Raw genomic sequence first — 15,512 nt, forward strand, 5'->3', positions numbered from 1 at the left:
GCCCCGATCGCGGTGCAGAGGGTGGGAACTCCTCGGGGCGATCCAGACCCCGTCGTCGACGCGTCGGCCGCTCGAAGCGGGACGACGGCGGTCCGTCGCGCTCCACGGACACTGACCGATAAAGAGTTTTGTCCCGGGGTTCCGAACGGCCATCTATGACCGACTACACCGTCGAGTTCGTGGGGACAGGCGAGGAGCTCACCGTCTCAGACAAGGAGACGATCCTCTCGCGCTGTCTCGAAGAGGGTATCGCACAGGAGTACTCCTGTCGGGTCGGAATGTGCCTGGCCTGTTCAGCCGAGATTCTCGAAGGTGAGGTCGTCCAGCCGGCCGCACGCGGACTGACAGAGCAGGAACGGGAGTCGTACGCGCTCACGTGTATGGCCCGCCCGGCTTCCGATCTCGTGCTGGATCGTGGCGAGTATCCGCCGAGCATCGATCAGGCCGGTGTGGCGGATGATACCGATACTGTGGCCGCCGACGATTAACTGACTGAACGTCGCGTTTCTCCCCTTCAAGTCACGTACGTAGCAACTCTTCGGCGGTCGATCGACGTGTCCGTTCGGTTCTTGCCTGTTCGTGTCGGTCGAGTTGCGAAGGACAGATGATATAAGCGAGTGTCTCGTATATCATGCTGACTGTAGCGTCAGCGGACGGCCGTCGACCACCCACACACGTTCCCAACTATGACCAGCCGCGTATACAGACTTCATTCGACACTCGAACTGCCACTCGAAGACGCCTACGATTTCTTTGAGGATCCAGACCTGCCACCTGGCGTCGCTGACGTCGACATCACCCGACGGAACAACACTCTCATCGTCAGTGCCGTCGCGGACGACGACAGCATGAGCAAGTACACGCCGACTGCACAGCTCAAAGCCAGCGTCACCGAAAACCGTGTCTACGAGGAAGACCCCGACGAGATGGGGCCGCCCGGCGCGGCAAGCACCGGAAGTACCGGCGGTGGGCCACAGTGGGGAGCTCTCGAAGAGGAAGAGGAAGAGATCGAATCGGAACTCGTCGAGTACGCCTGCTTCAAGGGGGATCGCGAGACGGTGCTCCAGAACACCGCGCTCCAGTACGAGATGTTCGAGGTCCTCTGTGAGGTCGCCAAGATCGCCGAGAAAGGGACGTTGACAGCGATCGCCGCCGTCGACGAGGAACTGGAAGCGGTACGGATCGTCGACGGGGAAGAGCGCCCTGCTGTCATCAACGTCGCCGAAGAGCCACGAGACGACGAGGATAAAGACGGCGTCAACTGGCGCGACAACGAGTTCATCAACTGAGACGCCCTCCTCTGGTCGGCTTTTCGCTCTGTCGCTCGGTGACGGTCTCCGCGACGTTCTCGTTCAGTATCGAGACCCGTCCACTCGTGGCTATCACGACGATGGGAGTCCCGAGAGCGACCCGTCGGCGACACGCTCGGCGATCGCGAACGTGACGTTCGCCTCGATGTAGGCGGCGACGACGATGAGCAGACAGGAAACGGCGACGAGCCATCCCGCCTCTCTGAGGTCTCGTTCGGTCAGTAACTCGGCTTCGGTCCCGCGAATGTAGCGGACCGTCAGGCGACCGAAGCGGAGTCCGATCGCGGCGACGACGAGCAACGCCGGGATCTCGATGATACCGTGTGGCAAAAGCAGCGCGAGGATCACGATCGGCGACAGTTCCTGACCGGCGAGTCCGACGACGACACCGATGAGAAGCCCGTTCAGTACCAGGCCGAGGATCGTGACGATACCGATCGAGACGGCCCCGAGCAACATGACGAACACCGCCGTCAGATTGTTCACGGCGATCGAGACGGTGGTGATCTCCGACGGGAGAAAGGGGGTCGACCCGGCCCCGCCCCCGGCAGGGAGCGCATCCAGCGGGATCGCGTTACCAAGCACTAACCCCAACAGCGTACTTCCACCGAGGATCAACGCCGCAGCGGGGACGTACAGCGCCAGCCACCGCCGAGCGATCTCGCCGGGAGAGGACTGCGGCCCGTACATTACGCTCTCGGAATACGTCGTAGACAGCTATAGGTTTCGGGGTCTACCGCCCAACGACGCGTGCCTCCCGCTCACACATCTGTCGACGGAACAAAAAATACTTACTACGTCTAATTATATCTCATTACACGATGTCCAAGACAACTGAGTTCCCGGACTATCTCGACGTCGACTACAGCGACGGCGAGGGCGAGTCGCCAGCGGACTACCCGACAGTCAACCACAAGATCGAGAAGGCCATCGAGGTCACCAAAAAGGGCCTCGAACAGTACGAGAACCCCGTCGTGATGTGGACCGGCGGGAAGGACTCGACGCTCACGCTGTACTTCGTCAAGGAGGTCGCGGACCGCTTCGATCTCGAAGTGCCGCCGGTCGTGTTCATCGATCACTATCAGCACTTCGACGAACTCATCGAGTTCGTCGAGCACTGGGCCGAGGAGTGGGATCTGGATGTCATCTGGGCTCGCAACACCGACGTCGGCGACTACGTCGACGAGAACGGCCTCGAACCTGGCGACGATATCCCCGTCGACGCCCTCTCGGAACACAACCAGCACCACATCCGGAACATCCTCGAATACGAGGAAGAGACGTTCCCGTTCCTGCTCGACACGTACGTCGGCAACCACCTGCTGAAGACCGTCGCGCTCAACGACACCATCGAGGAGCACGACGTCGACGGTATCATCTCGGGTATCCGCTGGGACGAACAGGAGTCCCGCGCCGACGAGACGTTCTTCTCGCCGCGCCACGACCCCGACATCTACCCGCCCCACGACCGCGTCCAGTCGATCCTTCAGTTCGCAGAGCCGGACGTCTGGGAAGCCTTCTGGAACTTCGTCGTGCCGGACACCGTCGAGGGGTACCCCGACGACGGCTACGTCCCGCAGGGGCAGGACGACCTGCCCGAGGGAATCGAGAAGGAAGACGTTCCCGTCTCGCCGAAGTACTTCGCTGGCTTCCGATCGCTGGGGAGCGAGGTCAGCACGGACAAGTCCGCCGAAGAGCCCGCGTGGCTCCAGGACATGGCGAACACGACCGAGCGCGCCGGCCGCGCCCAGGACAAAGAGGACCTGATGGAGCGCCTGCGCGATCTCGGCTACATGTAAGCTTGCCGGCCCTGTCGAGATCCGGCCGCGCGGTCAGTCGGTGTCGTCGGGCACGGCTCGGTCCGTCTCCCGCCCGACCTCTCTGACGAACGCGAGGAAGTTATCGAACAACTGTTTCGCCTCGCAGGCGGCGTCGTAGTTCTCGTCGGTGATCCCGTCCAGCACGGCAGCGATCCGTTCGTCGGTCAACTGGTCATCTTTCCCCTCGGTCACGGTACGGGCGGTCGCTCTGTCGTACTCCGGGTGGAACTGCACGGCGAAGACACGGCCCTTCCGGAACCCGTGGATCCCGTAGTCGTTCCGGGCGAACACCGTCGCTCCGGGTGGTGCTTCGGTGACACTGTCGGAGTGTGTCGTGAAGACGACGAAGTCGTCGTCGACCCCTTCGAGGAGCCGGTTTCGCCCGTCCTGCTGGACCGTCCGATACCCGATTTCGTACTCCCCCATCGGCTCGACACGGCCCCCGAGGACGTTCGCCAGGAGCTGGTGCCCGTAACAGACACCGAGAAACGGCATCCCAGTCTCGATGGCCTCGCCGACCCACTCTTTCAGCCGCCCGATCCAGGGCTCGTCCCAGTAGACCGAGGCCGACGAGCCGGTCACGACGCATCCGTCGAAGGCGAACGTCTCGGGCAGTTCGCCGGACGGACAGTGGTACTCGACGAGTTCGGCGTCGATCTCACGCCGGAAGTTGCGTCGGGTGTCCTCGGCGGCGTGTGCGGCATTCAGGAGTGCGAGCCGTGGCGAGGGCATCGGCTGTGCTTACGATCTCGACGCACAAGTGACCCGGTGTTCTGTCACAACTTGCCACACCGGTGATCGACAGTGTGGTCTCCGTCCCGTCTCACGGATCAGACCCTCCTAGAGACGCTGTTGGACGGTCCCGACCCCCCGATATCACGCTCCAGTCTGTCGGCCTGTGCGAGCCGGCGGTCCCGTGCTTCGCTCACCGTCACCGTCTCTTGCTCTATCGCCCCGGACAGTGGCTCGTACGCCGAGAGATCGAACCCGAACGTTCCGAGGTACGACCGGAGCGCCCGGGAGTCGAGGCCGTCCCGGATCGCGGCCTCGGTGTGGTCCACGACAGTCTGGAACGGTGGCAGCCCGACTGTGTCGCCGCCCGGCCCGATTGCTCCGAGGTCGGGGTCGGTCTCGTCGTGGATCACGACGTCGGCATCCCGGAGTTGTTCGACGATCGAACCGATATCGTCGGCGAGCCGGACGATCTGGCTCGGTAGCGCGGTGTCGGGCGAGCGCCACTCGACCGTCCCGAACTCGCTCCGGAGCTGTACCGGGGTCCACACTGCACTCTCGGGTTCGAAACTATCCTCGACTGTCGCCCGGTCCAGCCCCACGTCCAGGCTCGACTGCACGAACGCCTCGTAACAGCGGTCGAGACGACCCTCCCACTCCGCAGCGTCCTCGACGTACGGCCAGAGTACGCCCTGGTTCGGGAGGCCGTCGTAGGCGAGCCAGCGGTAGAGCTTCGACCGGGCGCCGTTCGCCACGGGTTGTCCCCGGAAGTGCCGCGCCGAGTTGACCAGTGCGAGGGCGGGGTCCATCGCGATGAGCGTGTTCAATTGGTCGACCTTCCGTCCGGGGAGTTGCTCGAAGTGGAGATGTGTCCCAGCGCAGTGACGGACGTACTCGAAGTCCGTCCCGACGACAGCGTTCTGGATCCGTGTCCGCTCGCTGGGGAGTTCCCGGACCTCCTCGGCGTTGAGGGGTGTCGCGAGCGGGACGAGCCGTTTGTCGAGTTCACGAGCGCGGTCCAGCACGCGCTGGACACGCTCGAACAGTTCCGCTTCGAGTTGTGCGGTCGTCTCGCAGGGTGTCGTCTTGACTTCGAGCATCGGCCGGACGAACTCCCGTTCTGCACCCGGGGATGCGTCGACCAGTCCCTCCGGTTCCACGAGGCGCCCGTCCTCGTCGATCACCCAATACTCGACCTCGATGCTCCGTCTGATCTGATCTCTCGATGGCACAGTCTGTGGCATTCGTCTCGCAGCGAGCACCCGTCCCGCAGGACGCGTGTGGTCTCCATCCGTCGACCCGGGACCGCAACCGACGCTCGGCCCGCGGGCAGCGGCCGTTCACCAGTGATACGCCGGTCGCTGGGTTATCGTGTGGCGCTCACTCGGTGGTGCATGTCAAATCGTACCACGATACTCCGGTAAGAGTTCTTCGACTAATTTCTTCACAATACCTTATATACAACTCATGTTCGCGGGAAAACTCGCTCATCCGGACAACGATTACCGCGATAGTTGGTTGTCTGGTTCTTTTCGTACGTACCGTCCGTAGCTACGGTTACCGCCGGCGTTCGACCGGCCTGTCGCCGCCACGGTCATCTCGTTCGCGTTCGCTGTCGCCCCCATAGACGACTACGCCCTCCAGTCGTTCGGCACCGCGGCCATCCTCGCCGGTGGGGTCGTCGTGATCGGCCACACGATCGGCTACCCGTAGGGCAACGTCGGCTTCTTCGGCGTGGCGGTCGGCCTGGCGATCAGCCTCCTGGGGCTGTTCCAGCAGGTCACGACGACAGCCTGACGCCGTGTCACGGAAACACTCAACTCGGTCCGGGGCGCACCCTCTCCCATGTCCGCCGCGTACGATTGGCTCACACTGGACGACGACGAGGAGATCGTCTGGGAGGGCCAGCCCTCCAGTGAATCGCTGTACGGCACCTACATCGTCGGTGCGCTCCTGATCCCGCTCGTCGGACTGGGACTGCTCGTCATCTTCGGGGGGTACCTGACGATGACCCACACCGATTACGTCATCACGACAAAGGGTGTCTACAAGAAAAGCGGCATCCTCAGCCGCTCGGTCGCCGAGATCGAGTACGAGAAGGTCCAGAACACCGCCTACTCCGCGGGACCGATCGGTCGTTCGCTGGGGTACGGGACCGTCGAGATCAGCACCGCCGGTGGCTCCGGAGTCGAGATGACGCTCCGTGGTGTCGAGGACCCACAGGCCGTCCAGAAGCAACTCTCTCGGCGTGTCACGCAGGTCCAGGGGACCGAGTCCGAGGAGGAAGAGTCGACCGCCGACGTTCTCGACGAGATCCTGGCCGAACTCCGCGCGATCCGCCAGTCGCTCGACGACGGCTCACGGCCGCCGACCGGCGACCAGCCGCGGGACAGATGAGCGACGTAGAGTGGCTCCCGGCGGCCGGCGACGAACACATCGTCTGGCAGGGTCGGCCCCGCAACCGGGTCGTCCTCCAGGGACTCGCCGTCGGTGTCCTCACTGGGGCCGTCGTCGCCGCTGTCGCCGTCGAACTCGTCGCTTCCGGGACACTCTCGCTCGTCGGTGGCCTCGCTGTCGGGGTCCCGATCGCGGTACTGGCGGTCGCCGTGCCCACCGGAGCGGTGTGGCTCTGGCGACGGACGACCCACTACGTTCTGACTGAACGGGCGCTCTATCACCGAACCGGCGTCCTCTCGGTCACGGTGACCGAACTCCCACTGGGGAAGATCCAGAACACCGCCTACGACCTGTGGATGCTCGGCGTCGTCTTCGGCCACGGAACCGTCACCGTCGATACAGCCAGCAGTGAGGGAGCGGAACTCACACTGCGGGCGCTGGACGACCCCGACGACGTTCACCGGCAGATCAGTGCGTATCTAAAGCGGTTTCAGGGTGGTACTGACGACCTTCCCGGGACGCTCGACCAGTGGCGTGCCGTCCTCAGAGAGACACGGCGGATCAGGCGGCTGACCGCTGACGCGGACTCAGGAGGCAGTTAGCGTCTTCTCGACGACGACAGCCCCCGAGGGGGTGTGGACGATACGGACGGTGATCCTGTCGCCGTCGGCGAGGGAGCAAGCCCCGTTTGTCAGCCGGAAGCGGATGGTGTCGCCCGCGCTGAACGCGGTGTCGCCCGTGGTCGGATCGAGCGCGCCTCCCTCCGGGGAGTGGTAGTCGAAGATGTGGTCGCCCTCGATATGGTTCGGGCTACCGGAGCCGACAGCCTCGTCCGGGAGGTCGACCAGTCGACCGCGCTTGCCACAGGCGTCGGTGGCGTCGACGGCGACCTCGACGTGTTCGACCTGGATGGTATCGCCAGCCTCGTGTGTGATGTTGACGACCTGGTCGTAACGACCACCGGGACCAGTGACGTCCCGGACGAGCTGGCCGCTGGACTGGGCGACGACCGGCGCCGGTTCGCCGACTTGGCTCGGAAAGCCGAGGGTGACGACCGACACCGTCGAGGCGAGCATGACGACTACCGCGACCAACAGGACCGTCGAGACGACCGGCGATACCCCCCGTTCCGTGGCTGGAACCATCTCCGTGGGCGCCGTTCGTGCGGCTTCAGGGAAAAACACTCGGAGCCGACCGTTCGCCGACACGTATTTTCCCTCCCTCGCCGTACGCTCTCGCGTGAGCGTCCGCCGGGAGCGAATGGTCCTCGCCGGGGTGGTCTTCGCCGTCCTGCTCGCACAGGTGTTGCTCTACCCGGGGGTCGACACCCTCGTGCGGGCACTGGGTGCCGAGACGGACCTCGACGCCAGCATGTGGTTCCTCGCCGCGGAGTTCGCCGCGTTCGTGGCCTTCGCCGGGGTCTGGGGCGTGTTGAGCGACGCGAGCGGTCGCCGTCTCCCCTTTATCGTCGGCGGTGCCGTCACGGGTGGGCTGTTGTACGGGCTACTGGCGTGGCTCCCGGGGGTGGCCAGCGTCTCTTTCGAGACGATCCTCCTCGTCCGCGCGCTCCAGGGTGCGGCGACCATCGCTCCCTTCTCGCTGTCGATGACGATGCTGATGGACCTCTCCGGCGGCCACGGGCGCAACATGGGCGCGGCGGGTATCGCCATCGGCTCCGGGACGGCCCTGGGTGCGCCGCTGGGCGGCCAGTTGTACGGCGTCGCACCGACGCTTCCCCTGGCGGTGGCCGGCGGACTCCTGTTCGTCGTCGCCGCTCTCGCCACCCTAGCGACGGATCGCGCCCCGGCAGACGGGAGCCGGATCGGCGACGCGCTGACCGGTCTCCGAACGACGCCGACGCTGGCGATTCCCTACACGTTCGGCTTCGTCGACCGAATGACAGCGGGCTTTTTCGCCCTCGTGGGTACACTATATTTCAGGACAGTGTTCTCGCTGACGCCCGCCGAGACGGGGGTGATGCTCGCGCTGTTTTTCGCGCCGTTCGCGCTGTTGCAGTACCCCTTCGGGGTCCTCTCGGACCGGGTCGGACGGACGGTCCCGGTCGCCGTCGGCTCCTCGCTGTACGGACTTGCCGTCGTCGCCGTCGGCCTGGCGCCGACCGCTCTCACGGCCGGTCTGGGGATGGTCGTCGTCGGTGTCATCGGGGCGCTGATGGCACCCGCGACGATGGCGCTCGTCTCCGATCTGGCCGGCGACGCGGAACGGGGCGGGGCGATGGCCGGGTTCAACGCCGCCGGAAGCGTCGGGTTCCTGGCGGGCATTCTCGTGGGCGGACTGGTCGCCGGCGAGGTCGGCTATCTCGCCGCGTTCGTCGTCGCGGGTGGCGCGGAACTGGTGGTCGCGTTGGTCGCGCTCCCGGGGCTGTTGCGCCTGGAGCTTCCCGGTCAGGAACGGCCGGCCGACTGACGGTGAGCCGCGGGAGCTACGTGGCGTCGCCGATAGCCTCCAGAACCGCCGGGTTCTCGATGCTGGAGCGGTCGCCGATGGCCTCGCCCCGATAGGCTGCGGCGATCGCCCGGCGGACGATCTTCCCGCCCTGGGTCTTCGGGAAGGCGTCGACGAACAGTACCTCCCTGGGCCGGAACGGTTTGCCCAACTCCGCGCCGACGGTCTCCCGGATGGCGTCGGCCAGGTCCTCGCCGGCCTCGTGGTCGGGACCGAGGACCACGTAGAGGACGACTGCAGTCCCGGTCGTCTCGTCGGGTGCGCCGACGGCGGCCGCCTGGTTGACCGCCGGGTGTTCGATCGCCGCGCCTTCGACCTCCGCGGGGCCGACCTTCCGGCCGGCGACGTTGAGTGCGTCGTCGGCTCGTCCGTGGAGGTACCAGAGCCCGTCCTCGGCCCGCTGAGCCCAGTCGCCGTGGTCCCACACGTCGGGCCAGGTCGACCAGTACTCTTCGACGTACCGTTCGTCGCCGCCCCACAGCGACTTCGTCATCGACGGACAGGAGTCCCGGGCGACCAGGTAGCCCCGTTCGTGGGTGTCGCGGATGGACTCGCCGGCATCGTCGACGATGTCGACGTCCATCCCCAGTCCCGGACCGCCGAGCGTGCCCGGGTTGAGCGGCTGGATCGGCAACGGCATGAGGAAACACCCCATGATCTCGGTCCCGCCGGAGATGTTGACGATCGGGCACGACTCGCCGCCGACGTGCTCGTAGAACCACTCCCAGCTCTCCTCGTCCCAGGGTTCTCCGGTCGAACCCAGCATCCGCAGACTGGAGAGGTCGTGGCCCGCAAGCCACTCCTCGCCCCGTTTGCGTAGCGCCCGGATCGCGGTCGGCGAGACGCCGAAGACGGTCAGATCGTGACGGTCGATCATCGCCCAGAAGCGGTCCGGTTCGGGGTGGTCGGGTGCACCCTCGTACATGAAGACGGTGCCGCCGAAGGCGTGGTTGCCCAGCAGTGTCCAGGGACCCATCATCCAGCCGATATCGCTGACCCAGAAGAACCGATCGGCGGGATCGTGGTCGAACCCGAAGTACACTTCCTTGGCCGCCTGGAGGAGCGCGCCGGCGTGGGTGTGGACGATCCCTTTCGGTTTCCCGGTCGTCCCCGAGGAGTACAACAGCATCGAGGGCTGGCCGCTGGGCAGCGATTTGGCCGCGTAGCTGTCGGGTTGCTCCCCGACGGCGTCGTCCCACCACTCGTCGCGACGGGTCCACTGGAGGGTCCGATCGGGATGCTCCGCCGTCCCGACCCGGTCGTAGACGACAGTGTGTTCGACGCCCGGGCCGTCGACACGGTCGGCAGCGTCGGCGATGGCCTCCTCGGCCGTCCCCTTGAGATCGATGACCGAGCCACGGCGGTAGAACCCGTCGGCGGTGAACAGCACCGAGGGGTTGGCGTCCGCGAGACGGGTCGCGGTCGCGTCGACGCCGAAGCCCGAGAAGATGGGGACTGCGACGGCACCGACCTTCAGACAGCCATAGAGGACCGCCGCGACCTCCGGGACCATCGGCATGTAGAGGCCGACGGTGTCGCCGGTCCTGACGCCGACGGAGTCGAGGTAGCTGGCGACCCGGCTGGCCTGCCTGTTCAGGGTGTGGAACGTCACCTCGCGGACGTCGCCGGGTTCACCCTCCCAGACGAGCGCGGCGTGGTTGCGCGACCCGCTGTCCCGGGCGGCGTGTCTGTCGAGGACGTTGTGAGCGGCGTTGATCCGGCCGCCGGGGTACCAGTCGGTGAACTGCGGGCCGTCGTAGGTCTCGCCGGCGACCGTCCGGGACTGGCGCTCCCTGACGCTGTCGTAGGTCTCGAAGAACTCGATGCCGAGGTAGTCGACGAGTTCGTCCCAGAACCATTCGACGCCGGAGTCCGGTTCGTCCGGCAGTTCGGTGGTCGTCCGCTCGACGAGTCCCTCGTAGTCCTCGATCCCGTAGGTCCGCATGAACTCACGGACGTTCGTCGCTTCGACGAACGCCTCGGACGGTACGTGTCGGTAGTCGCCGCCGTCGCTGCCCATACGTGTCTCTCGATGACACGACCCAAAGTAGTTGTGTGGGGTTGCACCGACCGGTCCGACCGCCCACCAGCAAACCCTTTTGCCGTGGCCGGCCAACGTCGGGATATGTACGTCCGGGACGCGAAAAACCGCGAGGAGGTCTGGCTGCTGGACCACATCGAAGCGATGGGGCTCGACGAGACAGCGTTCCGTTCCCGTGACTACGTCGTCGCCATCGACGAGGAGAGCCACGAGAAGGCCGGCTTCGGCCGCATCCGTATCCACAAGACCGACGACGGCGACTACTGTGAACTGACGAGCATCGGCGTCCTGGAAGAGTGGCGCGGCCAGGGGGTCGGCGCCCACGTCATCGAACGGCTCGTCGAGTACGCGGCCGACGAGGGGTTCGACGTGGTGTACTCGCTGACGAACGCAGCCGACTACCTCGCGCAGTTCGGATTCGAGCCGATCGAGCCCGAACAGCTGCCGGCGAAGCTCCGCGACCGGCTGGTGACCAAACAGGAGAACATCCAGCCCGGGGCGGTCCCGCTCCGGCTCCAGGTCGAGCGGTTCTGGATGCCCGACCGGTTCCGGGAGCGGTTCAAGGCCGCGTCGGCCGACGAAGCGGCCGAATCCGAGCCCGACGAGTCGGCGGAGGACTTCGGGATCGATCCGGAAGAGGCGACCTACAAGTACGATACCAGCTAGCCCCAGACGTCGACCACTTCGATTTCGAACACCAGCGTCTTTCCGGCGAGTTCGTGGTTGAAGTCGACTTCGACGGCGTCGTCGCGGATGGCGGTCACGTCGCCGTGCAGGTCGTTCTCCGCGTGAACGTGCATCCCGACCTCCGGCTCCGTACCGACCATCGCCTCGAACGTGGCGGTATCGTACTCCCTGATCTTCTCGGATTCGACCGGTCCGTAGGCGTCCCCGGGGTCGACCGTGATCGTGGCTTCTTCGCCCTCGCTGCGGCCAACGAGTGCGTCGTCGAGCCCGGCGATCACGTCCCGGTTACCGACCCGAAAGGAGAGGGCTTTGTAGCTGTCGGGATCGGCGTCCTGTGCCTCGGCCAGCCCGTGTTCCGCTGCGACCTCGTACCGGGAGGTGTCGAAGATCGTCCCGTCCTCGAACCGCCCGACGTACTCGATGGTGACGCCGTCGCCCGCTTCGATGGTCATGGGTGGATCTGTGGCGACCAACGGGATAAACGTCCCGTCGAACGCCGGTCCCGGAGACGTTTGCGGTAGCAGACGAGTCGATCCACACACCGCCGAAGGTGAACTGTTCGGCCCGTCTCTGGCTCTCCGTTCAGCTACCGGGTTGGGATCCCAACCGGATCGCAGGGTCGTGCAACTGTATCGACGCGAGAGTGTCTCCCGTTCCGCTACGCCTGTTGGAGAACGCTGTAGCGGGCATAGATAGGCGCTTCCGACTGGACCGACTGGTCGTCGAGACGGTAGGTCACGCCGACGGTCGCGGGTGTGACTGCAACGAGTCGGTCGAAGGTAACCGACGTCTCACTGACGATCTCGCCCTCACGGTCCAGAACCGTCTCTACCGAGACGAAAGGCGCGAGATCCGTCCCGTCGACACTGCTCGTGATCCCGCTACCGACCTCGTCGGTCCCGAGCGCCCCGTTCGCGTGCTCCGCAGCAGCGCGGGCCGCGGCCGTGAACGCCTCCGTCCGAGCCCACTGCTCGAACGGGACCGTCTCGTACACTGGTTCCCGTTCCGGCTTCGCACCCTCCTTGACTTCCTCGTGGTTCGTGTGCTTCCAGGCAGCGACGTACCGTACCGCGTGCTCCGATTCGACGTACTCGACGTTCTCGTCGGTCTCGACGACCTCGGTCGTCACTTCGGCATCGCTCTCACCGCGCGTCGGACCCCGTGAATCCGAGAGCGTCGGCTGATCGTCCGTCGTGGCTTCGGTCGACACGGCTGTCTCCGTGGGTGAATCTGTCGATGACGGCGACTGTTCTGTTCGGGCCTGGGGAGTCGCTGTCGGTTCCGGCGCTTGCGATCCGCCTGGCGCACTCGCGAGGCATCCACCGAGAGACGGGACGGCAGCACCGACAGCGGCGAGGAGGGCACGGCGATTCATACGCGAACTTCGTGACGATTCCGGTAAGGCTCTTGTGGAGGGGCCGCTCGTCTATTATTTGGCTGGCCTAAAATCCGGAAGCGACTTATACCTGCACTAGGCTTGCCAAACTATGGACTTTCTCGACGATGCAAACGAACTGACGCGGCGGAACTACGTCGCTGGTGGCAGTGCGCTGCTGGGCAGCGCACTCCTCGCAGGCTGTACGGGCAGCAGTGGGGATTCCGCTCCCGACGCGTCCGCTGAGACGGAGGGGACTCCCGAAACGGACCAGACCGCGACGCCTGGGACCACAGCGACGGCTGACGGCTCCTACACCGCGACGCTGTCACCGGTCGGCGAGGTCGAGTTCGATTCGGTACCGGAGAACGTCCTCACGATCTACAACCAGTACCCGGATATGTTGGTCGCGCTCGGCCACGCCGACGCCGTCAATTCGATGTTCGTCCCCGATATGGCCGGCCCGACGATGAACCACTACTACGAACGGCTCGACGGCGTCTCGTTCGACTGGGAGGGGCTCCCGAACCCGTTCAACAACTTCACGAAGGAGTTCTTCTACGGTCTCGACAGCGACGTTCACCTTCTGGACTCCGCGTGGGCGCTCACGCAGGACAACTGGAGCAGGAGTGACATCGAGGAGATCTCCGAGACGCTCGGCCCGTTCTTCGGGAATTTCTACAGCGGTACAAACGATACCCCGCCGGAGTCCTACAGCGGCCAGTACGAGTACTACACGCTGTGGGAACTCTTCGGACGTGTCGCCGACGTCTTTCAGGAGCGTGACCGATACCAGCGGCTCAAAACAATCCACGAGGATCTCCTCGCGACGATCGAGTCGAACCTCCCACCCGAATCGGACCGACCGACTGCCGTCCGTGTCACCCTCGGTGACGGACAGTTCTGGACGTACCACTTGAACCGTCCGGGGTTCTGGCTCGCCGACACCCGCCCGCTCGCTGCCACCGACGCATTCGGCAGTGCGGAGTGGGACGGGCTCTGGGGCTCTGTCGGCTACGAGACGATGCTCGAGGCTGATCCCGATGTCGTCCTCCATCTCTGGGGGATGACGCCGCGCTACGACATGGCGACTGTCCGGGAGACGCTGACCTCTCATCCGGTCGGGCAGGAACTGACCGCCGTCCAGAACGACCGTGTCCACGCACAGGGGATGCGCTACCAAGGGCCGATCATGAACCTCTTCCAGATCGAGATGACCGCGAAACAGCTCTATCCCGATATCTTCGGCGAGTGGCCCGCCTACGAAGACGGCAACCACTATCCCGAATTCCCGGAGGACGAACAACTGTTCGACCGGGATCGGGTCGCGAGCATCGTCACCGGGAACTGAACGGCGACCGTGCCACAGCAGTGAGTCCGGTCGGCCGAAGAACCGAAGCAGTTATCAATATTTAGGCTAGCCTAAAAACATGGGAGCCGATGAGTGCAGTCACGAAGGGCCGACGCGGCGGGACTACGTAAAGTATAGCGGAGCGATCGTCGGCAGCGCGCTGCTCGGCGGTTGTTCGAGTACCACCAGCGAATCGGGATCGGGATCGACATCGACTGAGACGCCGACAACTGGGACGCCCGCGTCTGAAGACGGATCGTATTCGGTGACGATGGCCCCGATGGGGACGGTCACGTTTGAGACGGTTCCACAGAACGTCTTGGCGAGTTCGACGGCCACGATCGATATCACGGCGGCGCTCGGTCACGGAACTGCGGTACAATCAACGACACGTCCGTCGACCTCCGTTCCTGCGCTGGAATTCTACTACTCCACGCTGGACACTACAACTGACTGGATCGATTTCACGGATGCTGGGGGTTACAGCAAGGAGACACTGTACGAACTGGATAGTGATGCCCACTTCCTCGATCCATCGTACGTCGATTCACTCGACGGATGGAACAGGTCCGATATCGAAGAGGTCGAGGGGAACGTCGGGCCGTTTTTCGGTAACTTGTACAGCCGAAAGCACCGTCAACCGCCCGAATCCTGGCGGGATTCGTATCAGTACTACACGGTCTGGGAACTCACCGAAAAGTACGCCGAACTGTTACAGGAACGGGAGCGCTTCGAGCAACTGTTCGCTCTCAAAGAGACCCTTCTGAGCGACATCCGATCGAACCTCCCGTCACCGAACGACCGACCGACAGTCGGTATGGTGTACCCCCGGCTGTCGGAAGATTCGTTCTACGTCCACAAACTCAACCAGCCAGGGTACTTTTTCGCACACACTCGCCCGTTGGGCGCCGGTGACGTATTCACGGACATCGAGACCGACGAATACGGTGGGAAACTCATCGACTACGAAGCGATGCTCGATGCCGACCCGGACGTCATCATCATGAACCACGGCATCTCCTCGTACTACGATGTCCCCGAGACGAAACAGGCCATCCGTGATCACAGCGTGGGAGCGGAACTGACCGCCGTCCAGAACGATCGTCTCTACGGGTCCGGCAACCCACGGCAGGGTCCGCTGATGAACCTCTTCCAGTTGGAGATGACCGCGAAACAATTCTATCCGGACCGGTTCGGCGAGTGGCCGGGGTACGTCGCTGGAGAACCCTACCCGGACATCCCCGAGGACGAACGGCTGTTCGACCGCCAGAAGCTCGCAGCCATCGTCAACGGGGAGTTCTAAACAGTCCCTCTCGTCCTCTACCCGAACGCA

The 15,512-nt window shown here is 64.6% G+C and carries 17 protein-coding genes; 9 read left to right on the plus strand and 8 right to left on the minus strand.

The genetic code is table 11. The annotated features are described in order from the left end of the window. Positions 1–155: 155 nt before the first annotated feature. Both P0204_RS15865 and P0204_RS15870 read left to right on the plus strand, forming a co-directional pair. On the plus strand, positions 156–488 hold the full coding sequence (locus P0204_RS15865) for a 2Fe-2S iron-sulfur cluster-binding protein (protein WP_276220743.1): 333 nt from the start codon (positions 156–158) through the stop codon (positions 486–488). Positions 489–686: 198 nt separating this feature from the next. Further along, positions 687–1,289, plus strand: coding sequence for a DUF7110 family protein (locus P0204_RS15870; protein WP_276220744.1), 603 nt, complete (start codon positions 687–689; stop codon positions 1,287–1,289). 93 nt (positions 1,290–1,382) lie between these two features. On the opposite strand, the gene P0204_RS15875 is transcribed toward P0204_RS15870, so the two are convergent. Beyond that, positions 1,383–2,000, minus strand: a complete 618-nt coding sequence (locus P0204_RS15875) for a stage II sporulation protein M (protein ID WP_276220747.1) — start codon at positions 1,998–2,000, stop codon at positions 1,383–1,385. Positions 2,001–2,131: 131 nt separating this feature from the next. Between P0204_RS15875 and P0204_RS15880 the strand changes: the two genes are divergently transcribed. Then, positions 2,132–3,109, plus strand: coding sequence for a phosphoadenosine phosphosulfate reductase family protein (locus tag P0204_RS15880; RefSeq protein WP_276220748.1), 978 nt, complete (start codon positions 2,132–2,134; stop codon positions 3,107–3,109). A 33-nt stretch (positions 3,110–3,142) separates the two neighbouring features. On the opposite strand, the gene P0204_RS15885 is transcribed toward P0204_RS15880, so the two are convergent. The 3 genes from P0204_RS15885 to P0204_RS15895 all read right to left on the minus strand — a co-directional run bounded on the left by P0204_RS15885 (position 3,143) and on the right by P0204_RS15895 (position 5,557). Beyond that, a complete protein-coding gene (locus P0204_RS15885) occupies positions 3,143–3,862 on the minus strand; it encodes a type 1 glutamine amidotransferase (RefSeq protein ID WP_276220749.1) in 720 nt (239 codons plus the stop codon). A 98-nt stretch (positions 3,863–3,960) separates the two neighbouring features. After that, on the minus strand, positions 3,961–5,106 hold the full coding sequence (locus P0204_RS15890) for a glutamate-cysteine ligase family protein (protein ID WP_276220750.1): 1,146 nt from the start codon (positions 5,104–5,106) through the stop codon (positions 3,961–3,963). A gap of 313 nt (positions 5,107–5,419) precedes the next feature. Next, the gene (locus tag P0204_RS15895; protein WP_276220751.1) at positions 5,420–5,557 is read right to left on the minus strand and encodes a hypothetical protein; all 138 of its coding nucleotides are present in this window, start codon (positions 5,555–5,557) and stop codon (positions 5,420–5,422) included. Positions 5,558–5,707: 150 nt separating this feature from the next. On the opposite strand from P0204_RS15895, the gene P0204_RS15900 reads away from it, so the two are divergent. Together P0204_RS15900 and P0204_RS15905 are read left to right on the plus strand one after the other, a co-directional pair. After that, on the plus strand, positions 5,708–6,259 hold the full coding sequence (locus P0204_RS15900; RefSeq protein ID WP_276220752.1) for a PH domain-containing protein: 552 nt from the start codon (positions 5,708–5,710) through the stop codon (positions 6,257–6,259). Beyond that, positions 6,256–6,861, plus strand: coding sequence for a PH domain-containing protein (locus P0204_RS15905; RefSeq protein WP_276220753.1), 606 nt, complete (start codon positions 6,256–6,258; stop codon positions 6,859–6,861). Before P0204_RS15900 ends, P0204_RS15905 begins: the two co-directional genes overlap by 4 nt. Here the strand turns inward: P0204_RS15905 and P0204_RS15910 are convergent. Continuing rightward, entirely contained in the window at positions 6,847–7,404 is a 558-nt protein-coding gene (locus P0204_RS15910) for a type IV pilin domain-containing protein (protein ID WP_276220754.1), read from the minus strand. The two genes, P0204_RS15905 and P0204_RS15910, sit on opposite strands and share 15 nt — an antisense overlap. A gap of 115 nt (positions 7,405–7,519) precedes the next feature. Between P0204_RS15910 and P0204_RS15915 the strand changes: the two genes are divergently transcribed. Then, positions 7,520–8,686, plus strand: coding sequence for an MFS transporter (locus tag P0204_RS15915; RefSeq protein ID WP_379801896.1), 1,167 nt, complete (start codon positions 7,520–7,522; stop codon positions 8,684–8,686). A 16-nt stretch (positions 8,687–8,702) separates the two neighbouring features. On the opposite strand, the gene P0204_RS15920 is transcribed toward P0204_RS15915, so the two are convergent. After that, a complete protein-coding gene (locus P0204_RS15920) occupies positions 8,703–10,745 on the minus strand; it encodes an AMP-binding protein (protein WP_276220757.1) in 2,043 nt (680 codons plus the stop codon). A gap of 105 nt (positions 10,746–10,850) precedes the next feature. On the opposite strand from P0204_RS15920, the gene P0204_RS15925 reads away from it, so the two are divergent. Continuing rightward, positions 10,851–11,432, plus strand: a complete 582-nt coding sequence (locus tag P0204_RS15925; protein ID WP_276220759.1) for a GNAT family N-acetyltransferase — start codon at positions 10,851–10,853, stop codon at positions 11,430–11,432. Here P0204_RS15925 and P0204_RS15930 read toward each other — a convergent pair. Together P0204_RS15930 and P0204_RS15935 are read right to left on the minus strand one after the other, a co-directional pair. Then, complete coding sequence (locus P0204_RS15930) at positions 11,429–11,905, minus strand: FKBP-type peptidyl-prolyl cis-trans isomerase (protein ID WP_276220762.1); 477 nt, start codon at positions 11,903–11,905, stop codon at positions 11,429–11,431. The genes P0204_RS15925 and P0204_RS15930 overlap by 4 nt on opposite strands. Positions 11,906–12,111: 206 nt before the next feature. Next, complete coding sequence (locus P0204_RS15935; protein WP_276220763.1) at positions 12,112–12,663, minus strand: hypothetical protein; 552 nt, start codon at positions 12,661–12,663, stop codon at positions 12,112–12,114. Between the two features lie 277 nt (positions 12,664–12,940). Here P0204_RS15935 and P0204_RS15940 point away from each other — a divergent pair, with 277 nt between their 5' ends. Both P0204_RS15940 and P0204_RS15945 read left to right on the plus strand, forming a co-directional pair. Further along, positions 12,941–14,179: an ABC transporter substrate-binding protein gene (locus tag P0204_RS15940; protein ID WP_276220764.1), complete on the plus strand. Its 1,239-nt coding sequence runs from the start codon at positions 12,941–12,943 to the stop codon at positions 14,177–14,179. Between the two features lie 79 nt (positions 14,180–14,258). Continuing rightward, a complete protein-coding gene (locus tag P0204_RS15945) occupies positions 14,259–15,482 on the plus strand; it encodes an ABC transporter substrate-binding protein (RefSeq protein ID WP_276220766.1) in 1,224 nt (407 codons plus the stop codon). Positions 15,483–15,512: the final 30 nt, after the last annotated feature.

The organism is Haloarcula halophila (assembly GCF_029278565.1).
Taxonomy (GTDB): domain Archaea; phylum Halobacteriota; class Halobacteria; order Halobacteriales; family Haloarculaceae; genus Haloarcula; species Haloarcula halophila.